This window comes from Salmonella sp. WC3 (assembly GCF_042932255.1).
GTDB lineage: Bacteria > Pseudomonadota > Gammaproteobacteria > Enterobacterales > Enterobacteriaceae > Salmonella > Salmonella enterica.
Window position 1 is genome coordinate 2881967 of sequence record NZ_CP170629.1, and the last position, 17762, is coordinate 2899728.

Below are 17762 nucleotides of genomic sequence, written 5' to 3' on the forward strand. Positions count from 1 at the left end.
AAGTTCTTGCGGGTCGGTAGCACATAACTGTTGTACTGGCAGAAATGCCGCTACCGATGTTTTTTACTGTGTATCGCGCTGGAAAGTTCACGCTCGCGGTCGGCATACAAATTGAAGGCACAAAAAAACCACCCGTAGGTGGTTTCACGACACTGCTTATTGCTTTGATTATTCTTGTCTTTCCCATGGTACCCGGAGCGGGACTTGAACCCGCACAGCGCGAACGCCGAGGGATTTTAAATCCCTTGTGTCTACCGATTCCACCATCCGGGCTCGGGAAAAATTGGAGGCGCGTTCCGGAGTCGAACCGGACTAGACGGATTTGCAATCCGCTACATAACCGCTTTGTTAACGCGCCAAATTTTTTTGGCTTTTCAGCCAGCATCCGCTTTACGCCAATGCTTTTAAACTGGAGCGGGAAACGAGACTCGAACTCGCGACCCCGACCTTGGCAAGGTCGTGCTCTACCAACTGAGCTATTCCCGCAGTATCAAGCAACTTTGTTAATCACTTGATTTTGTTATCGTCTGGCAATCAGTGCTGCCGTTCGATGCGTTGCATTCTACTTACCTGACGCACTGAGTCAACGATATTTTTCGTCACTCACGATCGTTTGCTGAAATTTGCGGCGAAACGATCACTGATCAAGCAAATCTCCGCGTGCAGCGCTCAAATATTGCAACATGGACCACAACGTTAGCACCGCTGCGACAAAGAAAAGCGCGATCCCGGCATACTCTACCCAGATATTCGGACGCCACAAGAGCCACGCCAGCGCCACCATCTGCGCGGTAGTTTTGACTTTACCGATCCAGGAGACCGCTACACTACTGCGTTTGCCCAGCTCCGCCATCCATTCACGCAGAGCAGAGATAATAATTTCGCGGGCTATCATCGTCGCCGCAGGTAACGTCACCCACCAGCTATGATAATGCTCGGTGACCAGCACCATGGCGATCGCTACCAGCACCTTGTCGGCGACGGGGTCGAGGAAAGCGCCGAAACGCGTACTCTGGTTCCAGCGTCGCGCCAGAAAGCCGTCAAACCAGTCGGTAATAGCGGCAATACAGAAAATCAGCGCGCTGACCATCGGCGCCCAGGCGAACGGCAAATAAAACACCACGACAAAGAATGGAATCAGGATGACGCGAAACAGCGTGAGCAACGTAGGGATATTAAATTGCATAGTGACGGGTAACTATCTGTTGTCAGTGAAATTACCCCTATGTTGCTACAGTGGCCTCAATGTTTCAACGACCAGAAGATCTTTTCTGCCAGACCTTGCGAAATACCCGGCACTTTTGCAATTTCTTCTACGCTGGCGTTACGTAGTCCTTGCAAACCGCCCATATATTTCAGCAGCATCTGGCGACGTTTAGGCCCAACGCCTTCAATAGTTTCCAGCGTACTGGTATTTTTAACCTTCGCGCGTTTTTTACGGTGCCCGCCGATCGCGTGATCGTGCGACTCATCGCGAATATGCTGAATAACATGTAGCGCCGGCGAGTCCGGCGGCAGGCTAAACCCCTCGCCTTCCGGTTCAAAAAAGAGTGTTTCCAGACCGGCCTTTCTGTCCGCGCCTTTGGCGACGCCAAGCAGCAAAGGGCGATGCTTATCCCAGGGGACATCCAGCTCAGCAAAAACGGCTTTCGCCTGGGCGAGCTGCCCTTTTCCGCCGTCGATCAGAATAACATCCGGAATCTTACTTTCTTCTATAGCCTTGCCATAACGCCGACGTAGCACCTGATTCATCGCCGCGTAGTCATCACCCGGCGTGATGCCCGAGATATTATAACGACGATACTCGGCGCGTAACGGCCCGTTAGCGTCAAATACCACACAGGATGCGACCGTTTGCTCCCCCATGGTATGGCTGATGTCAAAACATTCCATCCGCTTGATCGCAGGAAGTTTTAATACCGCCGCCAGCGCGGTCAAACGCTGCGTGATGGTGGACTGCTGCGAGAGTTTAGTGATTAAGGCCGTTGCCGCGTTGGTCCGCGCCAGCTTGAGATAACGGGCGCGATCGCCGCGCGGTTTTGTCTGGACATGAATACGCCGTCCGGCAAGTTCCGACAACGAATCGGCCAGCAGCGTTTTATCACTCAGATTAAAATCGAGCAGTATCTCGCCCGGTAGCGTGCGCATCTGGCTACCCTGCAGGTAAAACTGCCCGACAAAGGTTTCCACCACTTCGCCCAGTTCCGTACCGCCAGGTACTTTTGGAAAATAGCTGCGGCTGCCCAGCACCTTACCCTGGCGAATAAACAGCACATGCACACAGGCCATACCCGCATCAAAAGCCACGCCGATAACGTCGAGATCGTCGCCCGCATTGGAGACAAACTGTTTTTCCGTGACCCGGCGTACCGCCTGGATCTGATCGCGAATACGCGCCGCCTCTTCAAATGCCAGATCCTGGCTGGCCTTTTCCATCCGGGCAATCAGCTGTGTTAAGACCTGGTCGTCCTTACCGGACAAAAACAACCGGACATACTCCACCTGTTGCGCATACTCCTCCTCGCTGACCAGTCCTGCAACGCAGGGGCCTAAACAGCGGCCAATCTGATATTGCAGGCAAGGACGCGAGCGGTTGCGATATACGCTGTTTTCGCACTGGCGGATAGGGAAAATTTTCTGTAACAGCGCCAGCGTTTCCCGCACGGCATAGCCATTAGGAAATGGGCCGAAGTACTCGCCTTTCGCATGTTTGGAGCCACGGTGCATCGCCAGACGCGGATGGGTATCGCCGCTCAGAAAAATAAAAGGATAGGATTTATCATCACGCAACAACACGTTGTAACGCGGTTGATACAACTTGATGTAATTATGCTCAAGCAGCAGCGCTTCCGTTTCGGTATGTGTTACCGTGACATCAATGTGTTGAATTTGCGCAACTAGCGCTTCGGTTTTACGCGAAGCCAGGTTGCTGCGAAAGTAGCTGGAAAGACGCTTTTTCAGGTCTTTTGCTTTACCGACATAAATAACCGTACCGCCGGCGTCATACATACGATAGACACCGGGTTGGCTGGTAACGGTTTTCAAAAACGCCTTTGCGTCAAATATTTCACTCACTGGCTTGTTAACGTCTCCGCATTACACAGGCCATGGCGGATTGCCAGGTGAGTCAGCTCAACATCACCATGAATGTTTAATTTACTGAACATACGATAGCGATAGCTGTTCACCGTTTTAGGACTGAGATTCAGCTGTTCTGAAATCTCATTGACCTTCTGACCCTTGGTGATCATCAGCATAATCTGCAACTCGCGTTCAGACAAACTGGCGAACGGCGTTTCCGTTTTTGCAGGCTCAATCTGACTGAGCGCCATCTGCTGAGCGATATCGGAGGCGATATAACGTTGTCCGGAATACACCGAACGAATAGCGCTCACCACCTCCTGAGGCGCAGCGCCTTTGCTGAGATAGCCAGCTGCGCCAGCCTGCATCACTTTGGCGGGCAACGGGTTCTCCGTATGGACGGTCAGCATGATCACTTTGATATCCGCTGTCGAGCGGGCAATTTTACGCGTCGCCTCAAGGCCGCCAATACCGGGCATGTTCATATCCATCAGCACGACGTCAACGGCGTTAGTACGGCACCATTTTACCGCATCCTCTCCGCAGCACGCTTCACCGACAACTTTAATGCCCTTTATATCTTCAAGAATGCGTCGTATCCCTGCGCGCACCAGTTCGTGGTCATCAACAAGAAGAACGTTGATCAAAGGAATATCTCCAGAATAGGGATAACGCTACTGATAGTTAATCGCCCTTATATTAGCTGGTTTTATCTCAACTTTGAAACGTAAAAAAACACCGGGTATTCGATTTTGCTCTCGTTTTTGGAAATTATGTTGTACGTCATGTGGCAACTGCCAACGTTGTAGCCCCTTCTGACAGCGCTGTCCCGGGCTGCTATTTCATAATGGTGACAAAAATTTCACGTTCCGCTGTCTAAACACTAATTAGGGAATCAACTTTGTAACAATAATTAACGAGTAAAATACGCGTAATAAACAAAGAATGAAGAAAATATATGCATCACGCGGCAACGTTTATTTTGTGGGTAACCCCTCCGCTTTTTGATCAAAAAACAACCACTGCTATTTTTAGCGTAGCTTATGGTATACTCCGCCGCCTTAACATCTGCTATCGCACATTTTCACTGAAACATAACGAGGAAAATAAATGAGTACGCCTGATTTTTCCACCGCTGAGAATAATCAAGAACTGGCTACTGAAGTCAACTGCCTGAAAGCCATGTTAACGCTGATGCTGCAGGCGATGGGCCAGGCCGATGCAGGGCGCGTGATTCTTAAAATGGAAAAACAGATCGCGCAGATGGATGATGAAGCACAAGCGGCGGTATTTTCCAGTACGGTTAAGCAAATTAAACAGGCTTACCGCCAGTAGTAAAAAACCGGCTGTTAGCATCGCTTTCAGCCGGTTTCGCGTCTGGCGCGAAGCATCGTCAGCAGTCATATCAGACCTGTCGCCGCAGCGTAGCAGGCAATCTGTGTTTTATTGGGCGCATTGAATTTCTTCTGCATGTTTTTCTGATGGAAGTTAACGGTATTTTCAGAAATCGACAGAATAATGGCGATCTCCGATGAGGTCTTCCCTTCCGCCGTCCACTTCAGAATCTCTTTCTCACGTTTACTGAAACGCATCTCAGGCGCCATCACCATGTCGTCTTCAAATCTTGTCAGCGCCGAAAGACTCTCCCGCGCCAGCAGTTGCAACCTCAGCTCCACTTCATCGTAGGTAAACGAGGAGCAGCGTAAACTGCTACGGGAGAAAGATAAAAAGCCCAGCGCCCGGTTCGGCAACATCACACACTGGGTTACGCCTCTGCGTAATCCGAAACGCTGGGCGGCATCCCACATCGCCTGCGCTTCATGAAATAGCACGTCATCCCAATGTAAATGACCCTGCCTGAAATTTTCCGGCTTTAATACCGGATCGATCGCAAAATAGTTTTCGGACTGGTAATGCGTTACCCACGCCGGAGGATAAGTGGTACGAAGCGATATTTTAGGCCGGGTAAAGGGGACGGGATGACGAACACACAGGGCATAATAATCAAATTCCAGCCGCTGTGTCTGATATTGCAATTCAGTATAAACATCCTCTGCTGCCGCCATCTCCTGAAAGCGTAACAACATTGCGCGTCGCCAGGTGAAGAAATCATTTTCCTGCATATTTTATGGTCACGCCTTTGATATTGATAATCATTATTATGAATAGCTTAAATTAACACATAAATAGTATTTATATATAAGAAATATCGGACGAAACGTAGAATACTTGAGCGGCATTACAGTTTTTTGGCTTCCGCCAGAGAGCGAGGTTAATAATCTGGCAGAATGACTTCATAATTATTCATTGCGCTCGCCCGAGGCGCGGCTAATTCGGGCGAGCGTTGAAAAGGTATTATTTCACTAAAAATTTCTCAAGGAACTGGCGGGTACGCGGATGCTGAGGCTCGGCGAACAAGGTTTTCGCCGGCCCCTGCTCGACGATTTGCCCCTGATCCATAAATATTGCCCGGTCAGCCACGTCACGCGCAAAGCCCATTTCGTGAGTAACGATCACCATCGTGCGCTTTTCCTGCGCCAGCTGGCGAATCGTATTAAGCATCTCGCCGACTAATTCAGGATCAAGCGCCGACGTGGGCTCATCAAACAGAATCACTTCCGGGCGCATCGCCAGCGCGCGCGCAATCGCTACGCGCTGCTGTTGCCCGCCCGACAGGCGGCGCGGATAACGGGTCTCTTTACCGGCCAACCCGACTTTGGCTAACAGTTCCCGCGCCAGCGCCGTCGCCTCGGCTTTCGGCTCTCCCTTTACAATCACCGGACCTTCAATGATATTTTCCAGCACGGTACGATGCGGGAACAGGTTAAAACTCTGAAAGACAAAGCCGACATGCTGACGTAGCTGGCGAATCAACCCTTTTTGCTGGCTGAATGGGCGGGCGGTATCGATGATAATATCGCCCACTTTAATGGTGCCCGCTTTCGGTTGTTCCAGCAGGTTAATGCAGCGTAATAACGTTGTCTTCCCTGAGCCGCTCGGGCCGATAATGGCGACGACTTCTCCGGGCTTTACCTCAAGGTCGATACCGTGCAGCACCGTTTGACCATGAAATTTTTTGACCAGGTTGGTGACTTCGATCGCACTCATTTTGGCTCTCTCTCCTGGCGGTTAAGCTGGTTTTCAAAATAGTTTTGCAGTGCCGATAAGACGGTCGCCATTACCCAGTAGATTAACGACGCGGCCAGATACATGGTAAACACCTCCAGCGTTCGCGAGGTAATTAACTGCGCCTGGCGGAACAACTCCGGCACCTGAATCGTCGCGGCGAGCGACGTATCTTTCACCAGGCTGATAAAGCTGTTGCTCAACGGCGGAAGCGCGACGCGGGCCGCCTGCGGCAAAATAGCGCGGCGTAGCGTTTGCCACGGCGTCATGCCAATGCTCGCCGCCGCTTCCCATTGCCCCTTGTCGATAGCCGAGATCGCCGCGCGCAGCGTCTCGGACGTGTAAGCCGCGGTATTGAGCGATAAACCAATCATCGCCGCCGGGATAGGGTCCAGCTCAATCCCAAATTGCGGCAGGCCGTAATAGATCATAAATAACTGGGCGATAAGCGGCGTACCGCGAAAAATCGAGATATAAAAGCGCGCCAGCCAGCGAACCAGCCATAGCGGAGACATCCGCATCAGCGCCAGCACAAATCCCAGCAGCAGACCAAAAAACATACCGCCAATACTCAGTTGCAGGGTAAAGACGGCGCCTTTAAGCAAATACGGCAGCGATTCAATAACCAGTTGGATACTTTCTTGCATTCGCGTTGATTACCTGGAGGTTATACATGAGGATGGTAGGCAAACAGCGCAGGCGCCCCACCGGTGTGAATAAAGAGAATCGGCCCGTCATCGTTAAAGCGTTTCTGGCTGATGCCGTCTATCAGACCCGCCATCGCTTTGCCGGTATATACCGGATCCAGCAACACCCCCTCCAGGCTCGCCAGCAGTTTCACCGCCTCCATCCCCGCGTCATTTGGCACGCCGTAACCCGGGGCAAAATAGTCATCCCATAAATGAATATCCGCCGTCGCCGTCAGCGCCAGCTGACCGGCAATAGCCTGCTGCAAGGCAATTACTTTGGGTTTCTGCTCGGCGACAGAACGTGAAACGGTCACGCCAATCAGTTCGACATCCGGCATCAGATGTTCCAGCCCGACAGCTAACCCGGCGTGCGTTCCGGCGCTGCCGGAGGCCACCACCACCGAAGAGAGCCCGACGACCTCTTCACACTGCTGGGCGATTTCCAGGGCGCTCTCTACGTATCCCATTGCGCCCAGCGCGCTGGAGCCGCCGACCGGAATCACATAGGGCCTGAACCCTTGCGCTTCAATACGCGTCGCCAGCGTTTGCAGCTGCGCATCCGGATCGGTTAGCGCATCGCACATCTCAATTTGCGTATTAAATAAATCCAGTAACAGGCGATTACCATTCGTCAGGTAATTTTCCGCGGTGGTACCGATTGGATTTTCCAGCAAAGCGACGCAATGCAGCCCCAATTTGGCCGCGACCGCCGCCGTCTGACGGACATGGTTCGACTGAATCGCCCCTGCGGTTATCAGCGTATCCGCCCCTTCTCGCAGCGCGTCGGCCACCAGAAACTCCAGCTTGCGCAGTTTATTGCCGCCCATTGCAATGGGCGTAACGTCATCGCGCTTAATGTAAATCTCACGGCCAAGATAATCAGACAATCGCGGCAGGTATTCGAGCGGGGTCGGCGCGCCAATAAGCTCCAGGCGAGGAAAGCGCGTTAAGTGATGTAGTGGCATTGAGCCTCCGGTAACGTTGTGGTGTGTTCTTTTTATTATGCACGTTGATCCAACGGAAATAAAAAAGGCGCCGATTCACGCGCCTCCGTTTGCTGACATAGTATGAGGTTGATATTGCCCGGCGGCGCTCTGCCTGCCGGGCAACGTAGAGCATTATTGGGTCACGTCAGCGCCAAACCATTTTTCAGAGAGCGCTTTTAAGGTGCCATCTTTTTGCATTTCCGCAATAGCGTTATCTACCGCCTTCAGCAAGTCTTCGTTGCCTTTACGTAACGCAACGCCGGACTCCTGACGCGAAAACGCATCACCGGTGACGGCCAGCGTACCTTTGGTTTTTTTCACCAGATCCAGCGCCGCCAGACGATCGACTAAAATCGCGTCAATACGGCCTACGCGTAGATCCTGGTATTTTGTAGGATCATCGTCATAAGTACGGATATCCACGCCCTGAACATGTTGACGTAGCCACTCTTCATAGTTAGTCCCCAGCCCAACGCCGACTTTTTTGCCCTGCAGATCGGCAGCCGTTTTGATCGTGCCTTCATTGCCTTTTTTCACCAGCGCCTGAACGCCGGAGACAGTATAAGGCGTAGAGAAGTCATATTTTTTCTTGCGGACGTCTGAAATCGTGACCTGGTTTATCACCACATCAATGCGTTTAGCGTCCAGTGACGCCAGCATTCCGTCCCATTTGGTTGGCTTCAACGACGCTTTAACGCCCAGATGTTTTGCCAACGCCTCGGCGAAATCGACTTCAAAACCGGTTAATTTGCCGTCTTCGCCCTGAAAGCTAAACGGCGGATAGGTACCTTCCAGCCCTACCAGCAGCGTGCCGCGTTCTTTAACTTTGTTCAGCAAACCCTCATCGGCAAAGCTCTTCGCGCTCATTCCCGCCACCAGCGCTACAGCCATTACTCCCATCAGTGCCTGACGTCCCAGCAGTGCTAATTTCATAGTAACCCCGAATATTGCCGTTAATGACCATAGACTGTGTCCCGCCATGGCGCATCGTCACGTCTCGCGAACCTTTGGGGGACTCAGCCTAATGTAGAAGGTTTGCCACGTTTCACCAACACGACTCTGCTACATCTTATGCTTTTTTAATATATATCAGAACTGGCGGTAAAGGGGGATTTCTGTCTGGGCGCAATCTGCTGATGCGCTTTATATTGCTGGTATTTACGTAGTGCGATACGGTAATTATTGGTGCTGGTTTCCGGCAACCATGGCGCCAGGCTTTCATCGAGAAAACCGTCCTGCAGCAGATCGTGGGAAATGTTTTGCTCGCTGAGGTAGTTGCCAAGACGTCGTAAACGCACGACATATTCCCGCACCGTGCCATGGCTCATCTCGGTTTGTTCAAACAAATACTGCTTGAAACCGATAATATCGAAAAAATCACTCTGCTTTTTGCAGTGCAAATCGCCGCAAAAGCGACACAGCGCCACCCACTCCTTCTGCTCCCGCTGCCAGGCAGCGTCGTCAAGTAGCATATCCAGCTGTGAAATAGCGATTTTATTAACGATCTTGCCACGGCGAACCAGCGTAATGCGGTCGAGCAGTTTGTGACAATGCGCGCAATGCGTCTGGCTGTGTTTAAAGTCTTTAAGATAGCGGCTCAAGGGCCGCCTTTTAGGTTGCTGCACCGTCATGAGAACTCCTGGTAGTCTATACGTTGTGCGGCACTTTTCGGGTGCGACCATGCGCGACCTATAACTTACCCAGTTTGGTGCGTAATCGTTTGATGGCCTGACTATGCAACTGGCTGACCCGCGATTCGCCGACTTCCAGTACCGCGCCAATCTCTTTGAGGTTGAGCTCTTCCTGGTAATACAGCGTTAACACCAGTTGCTCGCGTTCCGGCAGCGATTCAATCGCGTCCATTACCCGCTGTCGCAGGTCGCCCTCCAGCAGTTGATGTAACGGGTTTTCCTGTTGATGTTCTTCAGTCACCAGTTCGATGCTATCGCCATGCTCTTCCCGCCACTCATCGTAAGAGAAAAGTTGGCTGTTGTTGGTATCGAGCAACATCTGACGATACTCCGCAACAGGGATGCCAAGACGTTCCGCCACTTCGGTTTCCGTCGCATTACGCCCCAGTTCCTGCTCCAGTTGTCCCATCGCCTGCGCCACTTCGCGGGCATTACGCCGGACGCTACGCGGCACCCAATCGCGGCTGCGTAATTCATCCAGCATCGCCCCACGAATACGCTGCACTGCGTAAGTGGTAAATGCCGTTCCTTGCAAAGCGTCATATCGGTCGACCGCATTTAATAACCCGATGCCGCCCGCTTGTAGCAGATCGTCCAGTTCCACGCTCGCCGGCAATCGCACCTGCAGGCGCAATGCTTCGTGACGCACCAGCGGTACATAACGCTGCCACAGCGAGTGTTTATCCATTACACCTTCAGCGGTATACAGTGAATTCACGATAAACAGCCCTGCGTTAAATGAGTTATCGGCATGATTATCCGTTTCTACAGAGGGTTCTATCGAAGGAATAAGGCTATAAAAGAAGGGTTATTTCACTTATGTAACCTGTAGCACCTTTTTAGCGGCTCAAAGAGCAGAATAAAATCAGCCAGATAGGATAAACGGGATGCGCAAGCGCCCACCCCGAATAAAACTATGTCAGAAGATGAATCATCGACAGATCGTCGCCAGTACGCACCGTTTCTATATGGCGATGAAAATTCTTCGCCACCTCGCTGTTATGCTGGCTGCGGGAGTGAAAGCTATACACAATATTGGTAACGTCATCCCACTCAAGCCGCCCGCGCTCATGCACGCTGGCTGCCGTTAATAGCTTAATAAAGGCATATTCCGCCACGATAATATACAGCGCGCGTAACGGGTCGACATTCGGCTGGTTGGGGAAATTATTTTCCCAAATTTTATAGAGAATTAAATTTCTGAAGGCCCAATTCTTCTGCTGCTCATCCGCCTGTAAACAGCGCGCTAATGAGGACTCAATATCGCTAACCTTCTGCTCCATTGAAATGCCCTCTTCCGCCGTCAGCACCCGCAGAAGGCACTGGATGTAGTGATCGAGGATAACACTGCCACGATTAAGCGGGAGCGAGCGGAAATAGTTCTGCATCTGCAATACCAGCGAGGTTTTTACCTTGCTATCCGGCGCGATATTCATCAACTCCTGCGCCAACACGCCGGTCTGCAACTGTTCAAGTAACGCGGCATACACCTGTTCCAGTTCGCCCAGCGCGGCATCATCAATTTTGGCAAATTTCTGTGCATACATGACGAATTTAATCAACGCATAGAGCGCGGCTTCTGTACTGCTGTTGGCATGGTTGATCAGACTCAGGCAAAACAGATTGAGTAACTTTTGCTGCGCTGGGAATAACGGCGCAGTATTGAATGTCTGCTGAATGATTGTTTTTTCGCTGAGTGCCATTGCGTCAGGATCGTTTAAAATGCGGGACGTCACCTCCGGGCAGGCAAGACTCAGAGAGTTACGCACCTCATTTTTGTAGGTATGATGCGCCCGCGGGAAAGAGGAACAGGTATGACTTAATGCCTTTGCGCCTAACGTTTTTTGCACCCGGCACAGACGGTCCTCATCCAGATAAGGGCAATTCCCCAGCGCCGAAGGCAGCTTAATTTCCCCCCAGTGGCTGTTGTTCTTTTTCAGCAGGATAATATGGTCTTGCGCGATGGTACGAATCGCCGTGTCTTTACTGGCGAGATACTTTTTGACCGTCGTCTTATCCAGCGTGATTTTCCAGCCCTTACAACAGTGATCGCGGCAGGCCGAGCCAGAACAGGAAAAGTGGGTGACAAAGGCAGGTTCAGTGACGGTGATTTCTTTCATTACACAGGCTCCGGAATTAAAAAAGGCAGCTTTCGCTGCCTTGATTGTGTACCACGTGTCGGTGAATCAATCGCCGGATTAACGCAGTAAAGAGAGGACGTTTTGCGGAACCTGGTTCGCCTGCGCCAGAACGGAAGTACCAGCCTGCTGCAGAATCTGCGCGCGAGACATGTTGGAGACTTCGGTCGCGTAGTCGGAATCTTCGATACGGCTACGGGCAGAAGACAGGTTATTTACGGTATTGCCCAGGTTGGTGATAGCGGAGTTGAAACGGTTCTGTACCGCACCCAGGTCAGAACGCAGCGCATCAACCTGCGCCAGCGCGGCATCAATTTTAGCCAGCGGGTTTTCAGTGGTTGCAGCAGCCGCTTCAGCCAGCTCTGGCTGTGCTTTAAAGTTGTGACCAGCGGCTTTGCTGGCATTGTAGGTTTTACCGTCGATAGAAACAACTTCAGTTTTACCGTCTGCGCCACCCAGTTGGTTTAGTGCAGTTTTAGTGTTGCCGTCTTTATCGGTATATTCAGTGGTGTTAATGCTGAACGATCCATCTTTATTTTTTGTTGCAGCATAAATATCAGCCCCAACTTTAACACCGAAACCGCCATCAATAGTCTTACCGTTTTTATCCGTATAAGACATCTTAACCATTTCAGCAGTATCAGCGCCGGTCACATGGGCAGCAGTCAACTGAGCCTGGATAGCAGCTGGAGCAGCCACAGGTTTTTGGACTTGAGTAACTTCAGTAATACCTGTAGGAGTTGTAGCCTCTTTGGTGGTAGCCGCAGTCATTGTGACTGCACCATCATCAGCAACATTAACTTTATAGAATCCGCCTTTGTTGGTTTGATCGGTCGCATCGGTAAATTCTACTTCAACATAATAATTTTTAGAGGTGCTGTTATAGTAAACCTTACCATCCTTAATTGAACCAGTATCAGTTGTAGAACCGGTTCCGGTTTTGAGGCCAGCACCATCAAGTGCAGTAGTGCTTAATGTAGCCGAAGGCGTGACTGCTTCGCTCTTCACATCATATTTTTTCTGCACATTCAGCGTATCCAGACCCAGGGTCTGAGAGTTGATCTGCTTCAGATCGATATCGATGGTTTCACCGTCGTTGGCACCAACCTGGATGGTCAGGGTGTTGTCCTGCGCCAGGACTTTCACGCCGTTGAACTGAGTCTGGCCGGATACACGGTCGATTTTGTTCAGGCGCTGGGTGATTTCAGCCTGGATGGAGTCGAGGTCAGACCGGGAGTTGGTGCTGTTAGCAGACTGAACCGCCAGTTCACGCACACGCTGCAGGTTGTTGTTGATTTCGTTCAGCGCGCCTTCAGTGGTCTGCGCAATGGAGATACCGTCGTTAGCGTTACGGGAAGCCTGAGTCAGGCCTTTGATGTTCGCGGTGAAACGGTTAGCAATCGCCTGACCTGCCGCATCGTCTTTCGCGCTGTTGATACGCAGACCGGAAGACAGACGCTCGATAGCGGTACCCAGAGCGGACTGGGATTTGTTCAGGTTATTCTGGGTCAACAGCGACAGGCTGTTTGTATTAATGACTTGTGCCATGATCTTTTCCTTATCAATTACAACTTGATGTTATTGGGCTGTTGCCCACGGTTTCTCACCGTACCCCTTGTATCGTCACCTGAATTTCGAACTTTAGAAAATTTTTCACTTCCCCCGATCTTTTTCTTAGGCGGCGAAATAGCCGCTTTATGCATCATTATTCCGCGCATTATTTTTGCAAAATTATCATTAAACTTTGCCTCCAGATTGCCGATAACGCGCTTAACTACTGTTTGCAATCAAAAAGGAAGAAGGCATGGCTTCAATTTCATCATTAGGTGTGGGATCAAACTTACCGTTAGACCAGTTGTTGACAGACCTGACAAAGAACGAAAAAGGAGGCTTAACGCCAATTACCAAACAGCAGAGCGCGAATTCGGCAAAGCTAACCGCCTATGGCACATTGAAAAGCGCATTAGAAAAATTCCAGACGGCAAATACCGCGTTAAATAAAGCGGATTTATTTAAGTCTACCGTGGCGTCCAGCACGACAGAGGACCTCAAAGTCAGTACTACCGCAGGCGCTGCCGCAGGGACTTATAAGATTAACGTAACCCAGCTTGCCGCCGCACAGTCGCTGGCGACAAAAACCACCTTCGCGACCACCAAAGAGCAGTTGGGCGATACGTCGGTCACGTCCCGGACAATTAAAATTGAACAGCCGGGGCGTAAAGAGCCGCTGGAAATTAAGCTGGATAAAGGCGACACCTCCATGGAGGCGATCCGTGACGCCATTAATGACGCCGACAGCGGTATCGCCGCCAGCATCGTTAAGGTCAAAGAGAACGAATTCCAGTTGGTGCTTACTGCCAATAGCGGTACCGACAATACGATGAAGATCACGGTGGAAGGCGATACAAAACTTAACGATCTACTCGCTTATGACAGCACCACCAATACCGGCAATATGCAAGAGCTGGTGAAAGCAGAAAACGCGAAGCTGAACGTAAACGGCATCGACATTGAGCGTCAAAGCAATACCGTAACCGACGCCCCTCAGGGAATTACACTCACCCTGACGAAGAAAGTGACCGACGCGACCGTGACGGTAACGAAAGATGATACCAAGGCGAAAGAGGCGATTAAATCCTGGGTGGATGCCTATAACTCGCTGGTGGATACTTTTAGCTCATTAACTAAATATACCGCCGTTGAGCCGGGCGAAGAAGCCAGCGATAAAAACGGCGCTCTGTTAGGCGATAGTGTGGTTCGTACTATCCAGACCGGGATTCGGGCACAATTTGCCAATAGCGGCAGTAATTCTGCGTTCAAAACAATGGCGGAAATTGGCATCACCCAGGATGGGACTTCCGGCAAACTGAAGATTGATGATGATAAGCTGACCAAAGTACTGAAAGATAACACAGCCGCAGCGCGTGAGCTGCTGGTGGGCGATGGTAAAGAAACGGGGATCACCACCAAAATTGCCACCGAAGTGAAAAGTTATCTGGCGGATGACGGCATTATTGATAATGCGCAGGACAACGTTAACGCCACGCTGAAAAGCCTGACGAAACAGTACCTGTCCGTTAGCAACAGCATCGATGAAACCGTTGCCCGTTACAAGGCCCAGTTTACCCAACTGGATACCATGATGAGTAAGCTGAATAACACCAGTAGTTATTTGACCCAGCAATTTACAGCTATGAACAAGTCCTGATAACAGAGGTCACCATGTACACCGCGAGCGGTATCAAAGCTTATGCGCAAGTCAGCGTGGAAAGCGCCGTGATGAGCGCCAGCCCGCATCAGTTGATTGAAATGTTGTTTGATGGCGCGAATAGCGCTCTGGTGCGCGCTCGCCTGTTTTTAGAACAAGGCGATGTTGTCGCGAAAGGCGAAGCGTTAAGCAAAGCCATCAATATTATCGATAACGGGCTGAAAGCCGGCCTCGATCAGGAAAAAGGCGGTGAGATTGCGACGAATCTTTCCGAGCTATACGACTATATGATTCGCCGTTTACTGCAGGCTAATTTGCGTAACGACGCTCAGGCCATCGAAGAAGTGGAAGGGTTACTCAGCAATATTGCAGAAGCCTGGAAACAGATTTCACCGAAAGCATCTTTCCAGGAGTCTCGTTAATGACCTCAACCGTGGAGTTTATCAACCGTTGGCAGCGTATTGCGCTGCTCAGTCAATCGCTGCTTGAACTTGCGCAGCGAGGTGAATGGGATCTCTTACTGCAACAAGAGGTCTCCTATCTGCAAAGTATTGAAACGGTGATGGAAAAGCAAACTCCACCGGGCATTACGCGAAGTATTCAGGATATGGTCGCCGGATACATCAAACAAACGCTGGATAATGAGCAGCTCCTGAAAGGGCTGCTGCAACAGCGACTGGATGAACTGAGTAGTTTGATCGGACAATCCACCCGCCAAAAATCACTCAACAACGCTTATGGCCGTCTCTCCGGTATGTTACTCGTGCCAGACGCGCCTGGCGCCTCATAATATTTTCCCGTCTCGTATGAAAATTCTTCCATACTCCAGAGGTCGGCTAAACGACTTCTGGAGCACGGAAGATGAAAAACCCCACGTTATTGCAGTACTTCCACTGGTATTATCCCGACGGCGGTAAACTCTGGTCTGAGCTGGCGGAACGTGCTGATGGGCTGAATGATATCGGTATCAATATGGTCTGGCTACCGCCCGCCTGTAAAGGCGCCTCCGGCGGATATTCCGTAGGCTATGATACCTACGACCTGTTTGACCTCGGCGAATTTGACCAAAAAGGAACTATCGCGACAAAGTACGGCGATAAACGCCAGTTACTGACGGCGATAGACGCGCTCAAAAAAAATAATATTGCGGTGCTGCTCGACGTCGTCGTGAACCACAAAATGGGCGCAGACGAAAAAGAACGTATTCGCGCTCAGCGCGTGAATCAGGATGACCGCACGCAAATCGATGACAACATCATTGAATGCGAAGGCTGGACGCGCTACACCTTCCCTGCCCGCGCGGGCCAGTATTCCAACTTTATTTGGGACTATCACTGTTTCAGCGGCATTGATCACATCGAGAATCCCGACGAAGACGGCATTTTTAAGATCGTCAATGACTATACCGGCGATGGCTGGAACGATCAGGTTGATGATGAGCTGGGTAATTTCGACTATCTGATGGGTGAAAATATCGATTTTCGCAATCACGCGGTTACGGAAGAGATTAAATATTGGGCTCGTTGGGTCATGGAACAAACCCACTGTGACGGCTTTCGCCTGGACGCGGTAAAACATATACCCGCCTGGTTTTATAAAGAATGGATTGAGCATGTACAGGCGGTTGCACCAAAACAGCTGTTTATTGTCGCAGAATACTGGTCGCATGAAGTGGATAAACTGCAAACGTACATCGAACAGGTCGACGGGAAAACCATGCTGTTCGACGCGCCGTTGCAGATGAAATTTCACGAGGCCTCGCGCCAGGGCGCGGAGTATGACATGCGCCACATATTCACCGGCACTCTGGTAGAAGCCGACCCTTTTCATGCGGTGACGCTGGTCGCTAACCACGATACACAACCGTTACAGGCGCTGGAAGCGCCGGTAGAACCCTGGTTCAAACCATTGGCCTATGCGCTGATCCTGCTTCGTGAAAACGGCGTACCGTCAGTGTTTTATCCCGATTTATACGGCGCCAGCTATGAAGATAGCGGCGAAAATGGCGAGACCTGTCGGGTCGACATGCCGGTGATTAACCAACTGGATCGGCTGATCCTCGCTCGTCAGCGTTTTGCGCACGGTATACAAACACTCTTTTTCGATCATCCTAACTGTATCGCCTTTAGTCGCAGCGGTACTGAAGAGAATCCAGGCTGTGTGGTTGTACTTTCCAATGGCGACGACGGTGAAAAAACCCTCCTGCTCGGCGACAATTACGCTAACAAGACCTGGCGTGATTTTCTGGGAAACCGCAGTGAGCATGTTGTAACTAATGATCAAGGCGAAGCGACGTTCTTCTGCAACGCAGGCAGCGTCAGCGTGTGGGTCATTGAGGACGTATGATGAGCGTTCCCGGCGGCAGAGCGCTGCCGGGAAGCGAAATTACGGCAGCGGCGTCGGCAGCGGCGTTTTTTCTAACGCGGCGGCGCACTCCGGCGTCGGACGAGCGACCCGTTGCAGCGTCATGCCATCATATTCCAGGGTATTCCCGTCGCGCTCAATCTCATAGAGCTCACGCTTAACCGTAACATTGGTTAAGTCATCGGAGAGCATGGTCAGCTTGCCCGGCAGAGCAATAACGCGCTGCCACTGGCGGCAGTCCAGCGTATCGCCTTCTTTAGTCACCACCAGGCTGGCGATAGCTTCAGGGCTCACCAGCTTACGTTGCGGGCCTTTTGACTGCCAGTACCCTTCCAGACCGGCCGGCGCGGGCGTTTTCACCACATCATTATAGTTTTCCACCTCGGCGCATCCGGCCAGAACCAGCAATGCGCCAACGATCGCTACTTTTTTCATCATTCATCCTGCATCAGAAGAAAGAGGAATTGTGGCATTAAAGC

19 protein-coding genes and 3 tRNA genes are annotated in these 17762 nt (G+C 51.2%); 6 read left to right on the plus strand and 16 right to left on the minus strand.

The window, feature by feature from the left end:
• Positions 1 to 186: 186 nt before the first annotated feature.
• The 6 genes from ACFK9X_RS14040 to uvrY form a co-directional block, all read right to left on the minus strand.
• Positions 187 to 273: transfer RNA gene (locus ACFK9X_RS14040), tRNA-Leu, on the minus strand.
• Positions 274 to 284: 11 nt separating this feature from the next.
• A tRNA-Cys gene (locus ACFK9X_RS14045) sits at positions 285 to 358 on the minus strand.
• Between the two features lie 52 nt (positions 359 to 410).
• Positions 411 to 486, minus strand: a tRNA-Gly gene (locus ACFK9X_RS14050).
• A gap of 151 nt (positions 487 to 637) precedes the next feature.
• Positions 638 to 1186 (minus strand): CDP-diacylglycerol--glycerol-3-phosphate 3-phosphatidyltransferase, encoded by a 549-nt coding sequence (pgsA, locus tag ACFK9X_RS14055; protein WP_001160192.1) that lies wholly within the window; start codon positions 1184 to 1186, stop codon positions 638 to 640.
• A 56-nt stretch (positions 1187 to 1242) separates the two neighbouring features.
• Positions 1243 to 3075 (minus strand): excinuclease ABC subunit UvrC, encoded by a 1833-nt coding sequence (gene uvrC / locus ACFK9X_RS14060; RefSeq protein ID WP_151116778.1) that lies wholly within the window; start codon positions 3073 to 3075, stop codon positions 1243 to 1245.
• Positions 3072 to 3728, minus strand: a complete 657-nt coding sequence (gene uvrY, locus ACFK9X_RS14065) for a UvrY/SirA/GacA family response regulator transcription factor (RefSeq protein WP_000611323.1) — start codon at positions 3726 to 3728, stop codon at positions 3072 to 3074. Before uvrY ends, uvrC begins: the two co-directional genes overlap by 4 nt.
• 311 nt (positions 3729 to 4039) lie before the next feature.
• Between uvrY and ACFK9X_RS14070 the strand changes: the two genes are divergently transcribed.
• The gene (locus ACFK9X_RS14070; RefSeq protein ID WP_000546186.1) at positions 4040 to 4195 is read left to right on the plus strand and encodes a hypothetical protein; all 156 of its coding nucleotides are present in this window, start codon (positions 4040 to 4042) and stop codon (positions 4193 to 4195) included.
• Positions 4192 to 4416, plus strand: a complete 225-nt coding sequence (locus ACFK9X_RS14075) for a DUF2594 family protein (protein ID WP_000106483.1) — start codon at positions 4192 to 4194, stop codon at positions 4414 to 4416. Before ACFK9X_RS14070 ends, ACFK9X_RS14075 begins: the two co-directional genes overlap by 4 nt.
• A gap of 65 nt (positions 4417 to 4481) precedes the next feature.
• Here the strand turns inward: ACFK9X_RS14075 and sdiA are convergent, their stop codons facing one another.
• The 9 genes from sdiA to ACFK9X_RS14120 form a co-directional block, all read right to left on the minus strand.
• Positions 4482 to 5204: a transcriptional regulator SdiA gene (sdiA, locus tag ACFK9X_RS14080; protein WP_001157167.1), complete on the minus strand. Its 723-nt coding sequence runs from the start codon at positions 5202 to 5204 to the stop codon at positions 4482 to 4484.
• 232 nt (positions 5205 to 5436) lie between these two features.
• Positions 5437 to 6189, minus strand: a complete 753-nt coding sequence (gene tcyN / locus ACFK9X_RS14085) for an L-cystine ABC transporter ATP-binding protein TcyN (RefSeq protein ID WP_151116780.1) — start codon at positions 6187 to 6189, stop codon at positions 5437 to 5439.
• Complete coding sequence (tcyL, locus tag ACFK9X_RS14090; protein WP_001158234.1) at positions 6186 to 6854, minus strand: cystine ABC transporter permease; 669 nt, start codon at positions 6852 to 6854, stop codon at positions 6186 to 6188. The genes tcyN and tcyL overlap by 4 nt, the downstream gene beginning before the upstream one ends.
• 20 nt (positions 6855 to 6874) lie before the next feature.
• Positions 6875 to 7861: a D-cysteine desulfhydrase gene (dcyD, locus tag ACFK9X_RS14095; RefSeq protein ID WP_001128188.1), complete on the minus strand. Its 987-nt coding sequence runs from the start codon at positions 7859 to 7861 to the stop codon at positions 6875 to 6877.
• Between the two features lie 153 nt (positions 7862 to 8014).
• The gene (gene tcyJ, locus ACFK9X_RS14100) at positions 8015 to 8815 is read right to left on the minus strand and encodes a cystine ABC transporter substrate-binding protein (RefSeq protein WP_000761636.1); all 801 of its coding nucleotides are present in this window, start codon (positions 8813 to 8815) and stop codon (positions 8015 to 8017) included.
• A 146-nt stretch (positions 8816 to 8961) separates the two neighbouring features.
• Positions 8962 to 9513, minus strand: coding sequence for a flagella biosynthesis regulatory protein FliZ (fliZ, locus tag ACFK9X_RS14105; RefSeq protein ID WP_000218080.1), 552 nt, complete (start codon positions 9511 to 9513; stop codon positions 8962 to 8964).
• Positions 9514 to 9571: 58 nt separating this feature from the next.
• The gene (locus ACFK9X_RS14110; protein WP_001087453.1) at positions 9572 to 10291 is read right to left on the minus strand and encodes an RNA polymerase sigma factor FliA; all 720 of its coding nucleotides are present in this window, start codon (positions 10289 to 10291) and stop codon (positions 9572 to 9574) included.
• Positions 10292 to 10487: 196 nt separating this feature from the next.
• Positions 10488 to 11693 (minus strand): flagellin lysine-N-methylase, encoded by a 1206-nt coding sequence (fliB, locus tag ACFK9X_RS14115; RefSeq protein WP_000659220.1) that lies wholly within the window; start codon positions 11691 to 11693, stop codon positions 10488 to 10490.
• A 78-nt stretch (positions 11694 to 11771) separates the two neighbouring features.
• Positions 11772 to 13259 carry a FliC/FljB family flagellin gene (locus tag ACFK9X_RS14120; RefSeq protein WP_151116782.1) on the minus strand — a complete coding sequence of 496 codons (1488 nt, stop codon included), beginning with the start codon at positions 13257 to 13259 and terminating at the stop codon, positions 11772 to 11774.
• A 256-nt stretch (positions 13260 to 13515) separates the two neighbouring features.
• Between ACFK9X_RS14120 and fliD the strand changes: the two genes are divergently transcribed.
• The 4 genes from fliD (at position 13516) to amyA (ending at position 17265) form a co-directional block, all read left to right on the plus strand.
• The gene (fliD, locus tag ACFK9X_RS14125) at positions 13516 to 14919 is read left to right on the plus strand and encodes a flagellar filament capping protein FliD (protein ID WP_151116784.1); all 1404 of its coding nucleotides are present in this window, start codon (positions 13516 to 13518) and stop codon (positions 14917 to 14919) included.
• A gap of 14 nt (positions 14920 to 14933) precedes the next feature.
• Positions 14934 to 15341: a flagellar export chaperone FliS gene (fliS, locus tag ACFK9X_RS14130; RefSeq protein WP_000287764.1), complete on the plus strand. Its 408-nt coding sequence runs from the start codon at positions 14934 to 14936 to the stop codon at positions 15339 to 15341.
• On the plus strand, positions 15341 to 15709 hold the full coding sequence (gene fliT, locus ACFK9X_RS14135) for a flagella biosynthesis regulatory protein FliT (protein ID WP_000204899.1): 369 nt from the start codon (positions 15341 to 15343) through the stop codon (positions 15707 to 15709). Before fliS ends, fliT begins: the two co-directional genes overlap by 1 nt.
• A 71-nt stretch (positions 15710 to 15780) precedes the next feature.
• A complete protein-coding gene (gene amyA / locus ACFK9X_RS14140) occupies positions 15781 to 17265 on the plus strand; it encodes an alpha-amylase (protein WP_151116786.1) in 1485 nt (494 codons plus the stop codon).
• A 39-nt stretch (positions 17266 to 17304) separates the two neighbouring features.
• Here amyA and yedD read toward each other — a convergent pair whose 3' ends face one another.
• A complete protein-coding gene (gene yedD, locus ACFK9X_RS14145) occupies positions 17305 to 17718 on the minus strand; it encodes a lipoprotein YedD (RefSeq protein ID WP_000754694.1) in 414 nt (137 codons plus the stop codon).
• Between the last annotated feature and the right edge of the window lie 44 nt (positions 17719 to 17762).

Coding starts and splice junctions, on each gene's coding strand:
- pgsA (WP_001160192.1), bottom strand. CDS start 1,186: ATGCAATTTAATATCCCTACGTTGCTCACGCTGTTTCGCGTCATCCTG.
- ACFK9X_RS14070 (WP_000546186.1), top strand. CDS start 4,040: ATGCATCACGCGGCAACGTTTATTTTGTGGGTAACCCCTCCGCTTTTT.
- ACFK9X_RS14075 (WP_000106483.1), top strand. CDS start 4,192: ATGAGTACGCCTGATTTTTCCACCGCTGAGAATAATCAAGAACTGGCT.
- sdiA (WP_001157167.1), bottom strand. CDS start 5,204: ATGCAGGAAAATGATTTCTTCACCTGGCGACGCGCAATGTTGTTACGC.
- tcyN (WP_151116780.1), bottom strand. CDS start 6,189: ATGAGTGCGATCGAAGTCACCAACCTGGTCAAAAAATTTCATGGTCAA.
- tcyL (WP_001158234.1), bottom strand. CDS start 6,854: ATGCAAGAAAGTATCCAACTGGTTATTGAATCGCTGCCGTATTTGCTT.
- dcyD (WP_001128188.1), bottom strand. CDS start 7,861: ATGCCACTACATCACTTAACGCGCTTTCCTCGCCTGGAGCTTATTGGC.
- tcyJ (WP_000761636.1), bottom strand. CDS start 8,815: ATGAAATTAGCACTGCTGGGACGTCAGGCACTGATGGGAGTAATGGCT.
- fliZ (WP_000218080.1), bottom strand. CDS start 9,513: ATGACGGTGCAGCAACCTAAAAGGCGGCCCTTGAGCCGCTATCTTAAA.
- fliB (WP_000659220.1), bottom strand. CDS start 11,693: ATGAAAGAAATCACCGTCACTGAACCTGCCTTTGTCACCCACTTTTCC.
- ACFK9X_RS14120 (WP_151116782.1), bottom strand. CDS start 13,259: ATGGCACAAGTCATTAATACAAACAGCCTGTCGCTGTTGACCCAGAAT.
- fliD (WP_151116784.1), top strand. CDS start 13,516: ATGGCTTCAATTTCATCATTAGGTGTGGGATCAAACTTACCGTTAGAC.
- fliS (WP_000287764.1), top strand. CDS start 14,934: ATGTACACCGCGAGCGGTATCAAAGCTTATGCGCAAGTCAGCGTGGAA.
- fliT (WP_000204899.1), top strand. CDS start 15,341: ATGACCTCAACCGTGGAGTTTATCAACCGTTGGCAGCGTATTGCGCTG.
- amyA (WP_151116786.1), top strand. CDS start 15,781: ATGAAAAACCCCACGTTATTGCAGTACTTCCACTGGTATTATCCCGAC.
- yedD (WP_000754694.1), bottom strand. CDS start 17,718: ATGAAAAAAGTAGCGATCGTTGGCGCATTGCTGGTTCTGGCCGGATGC.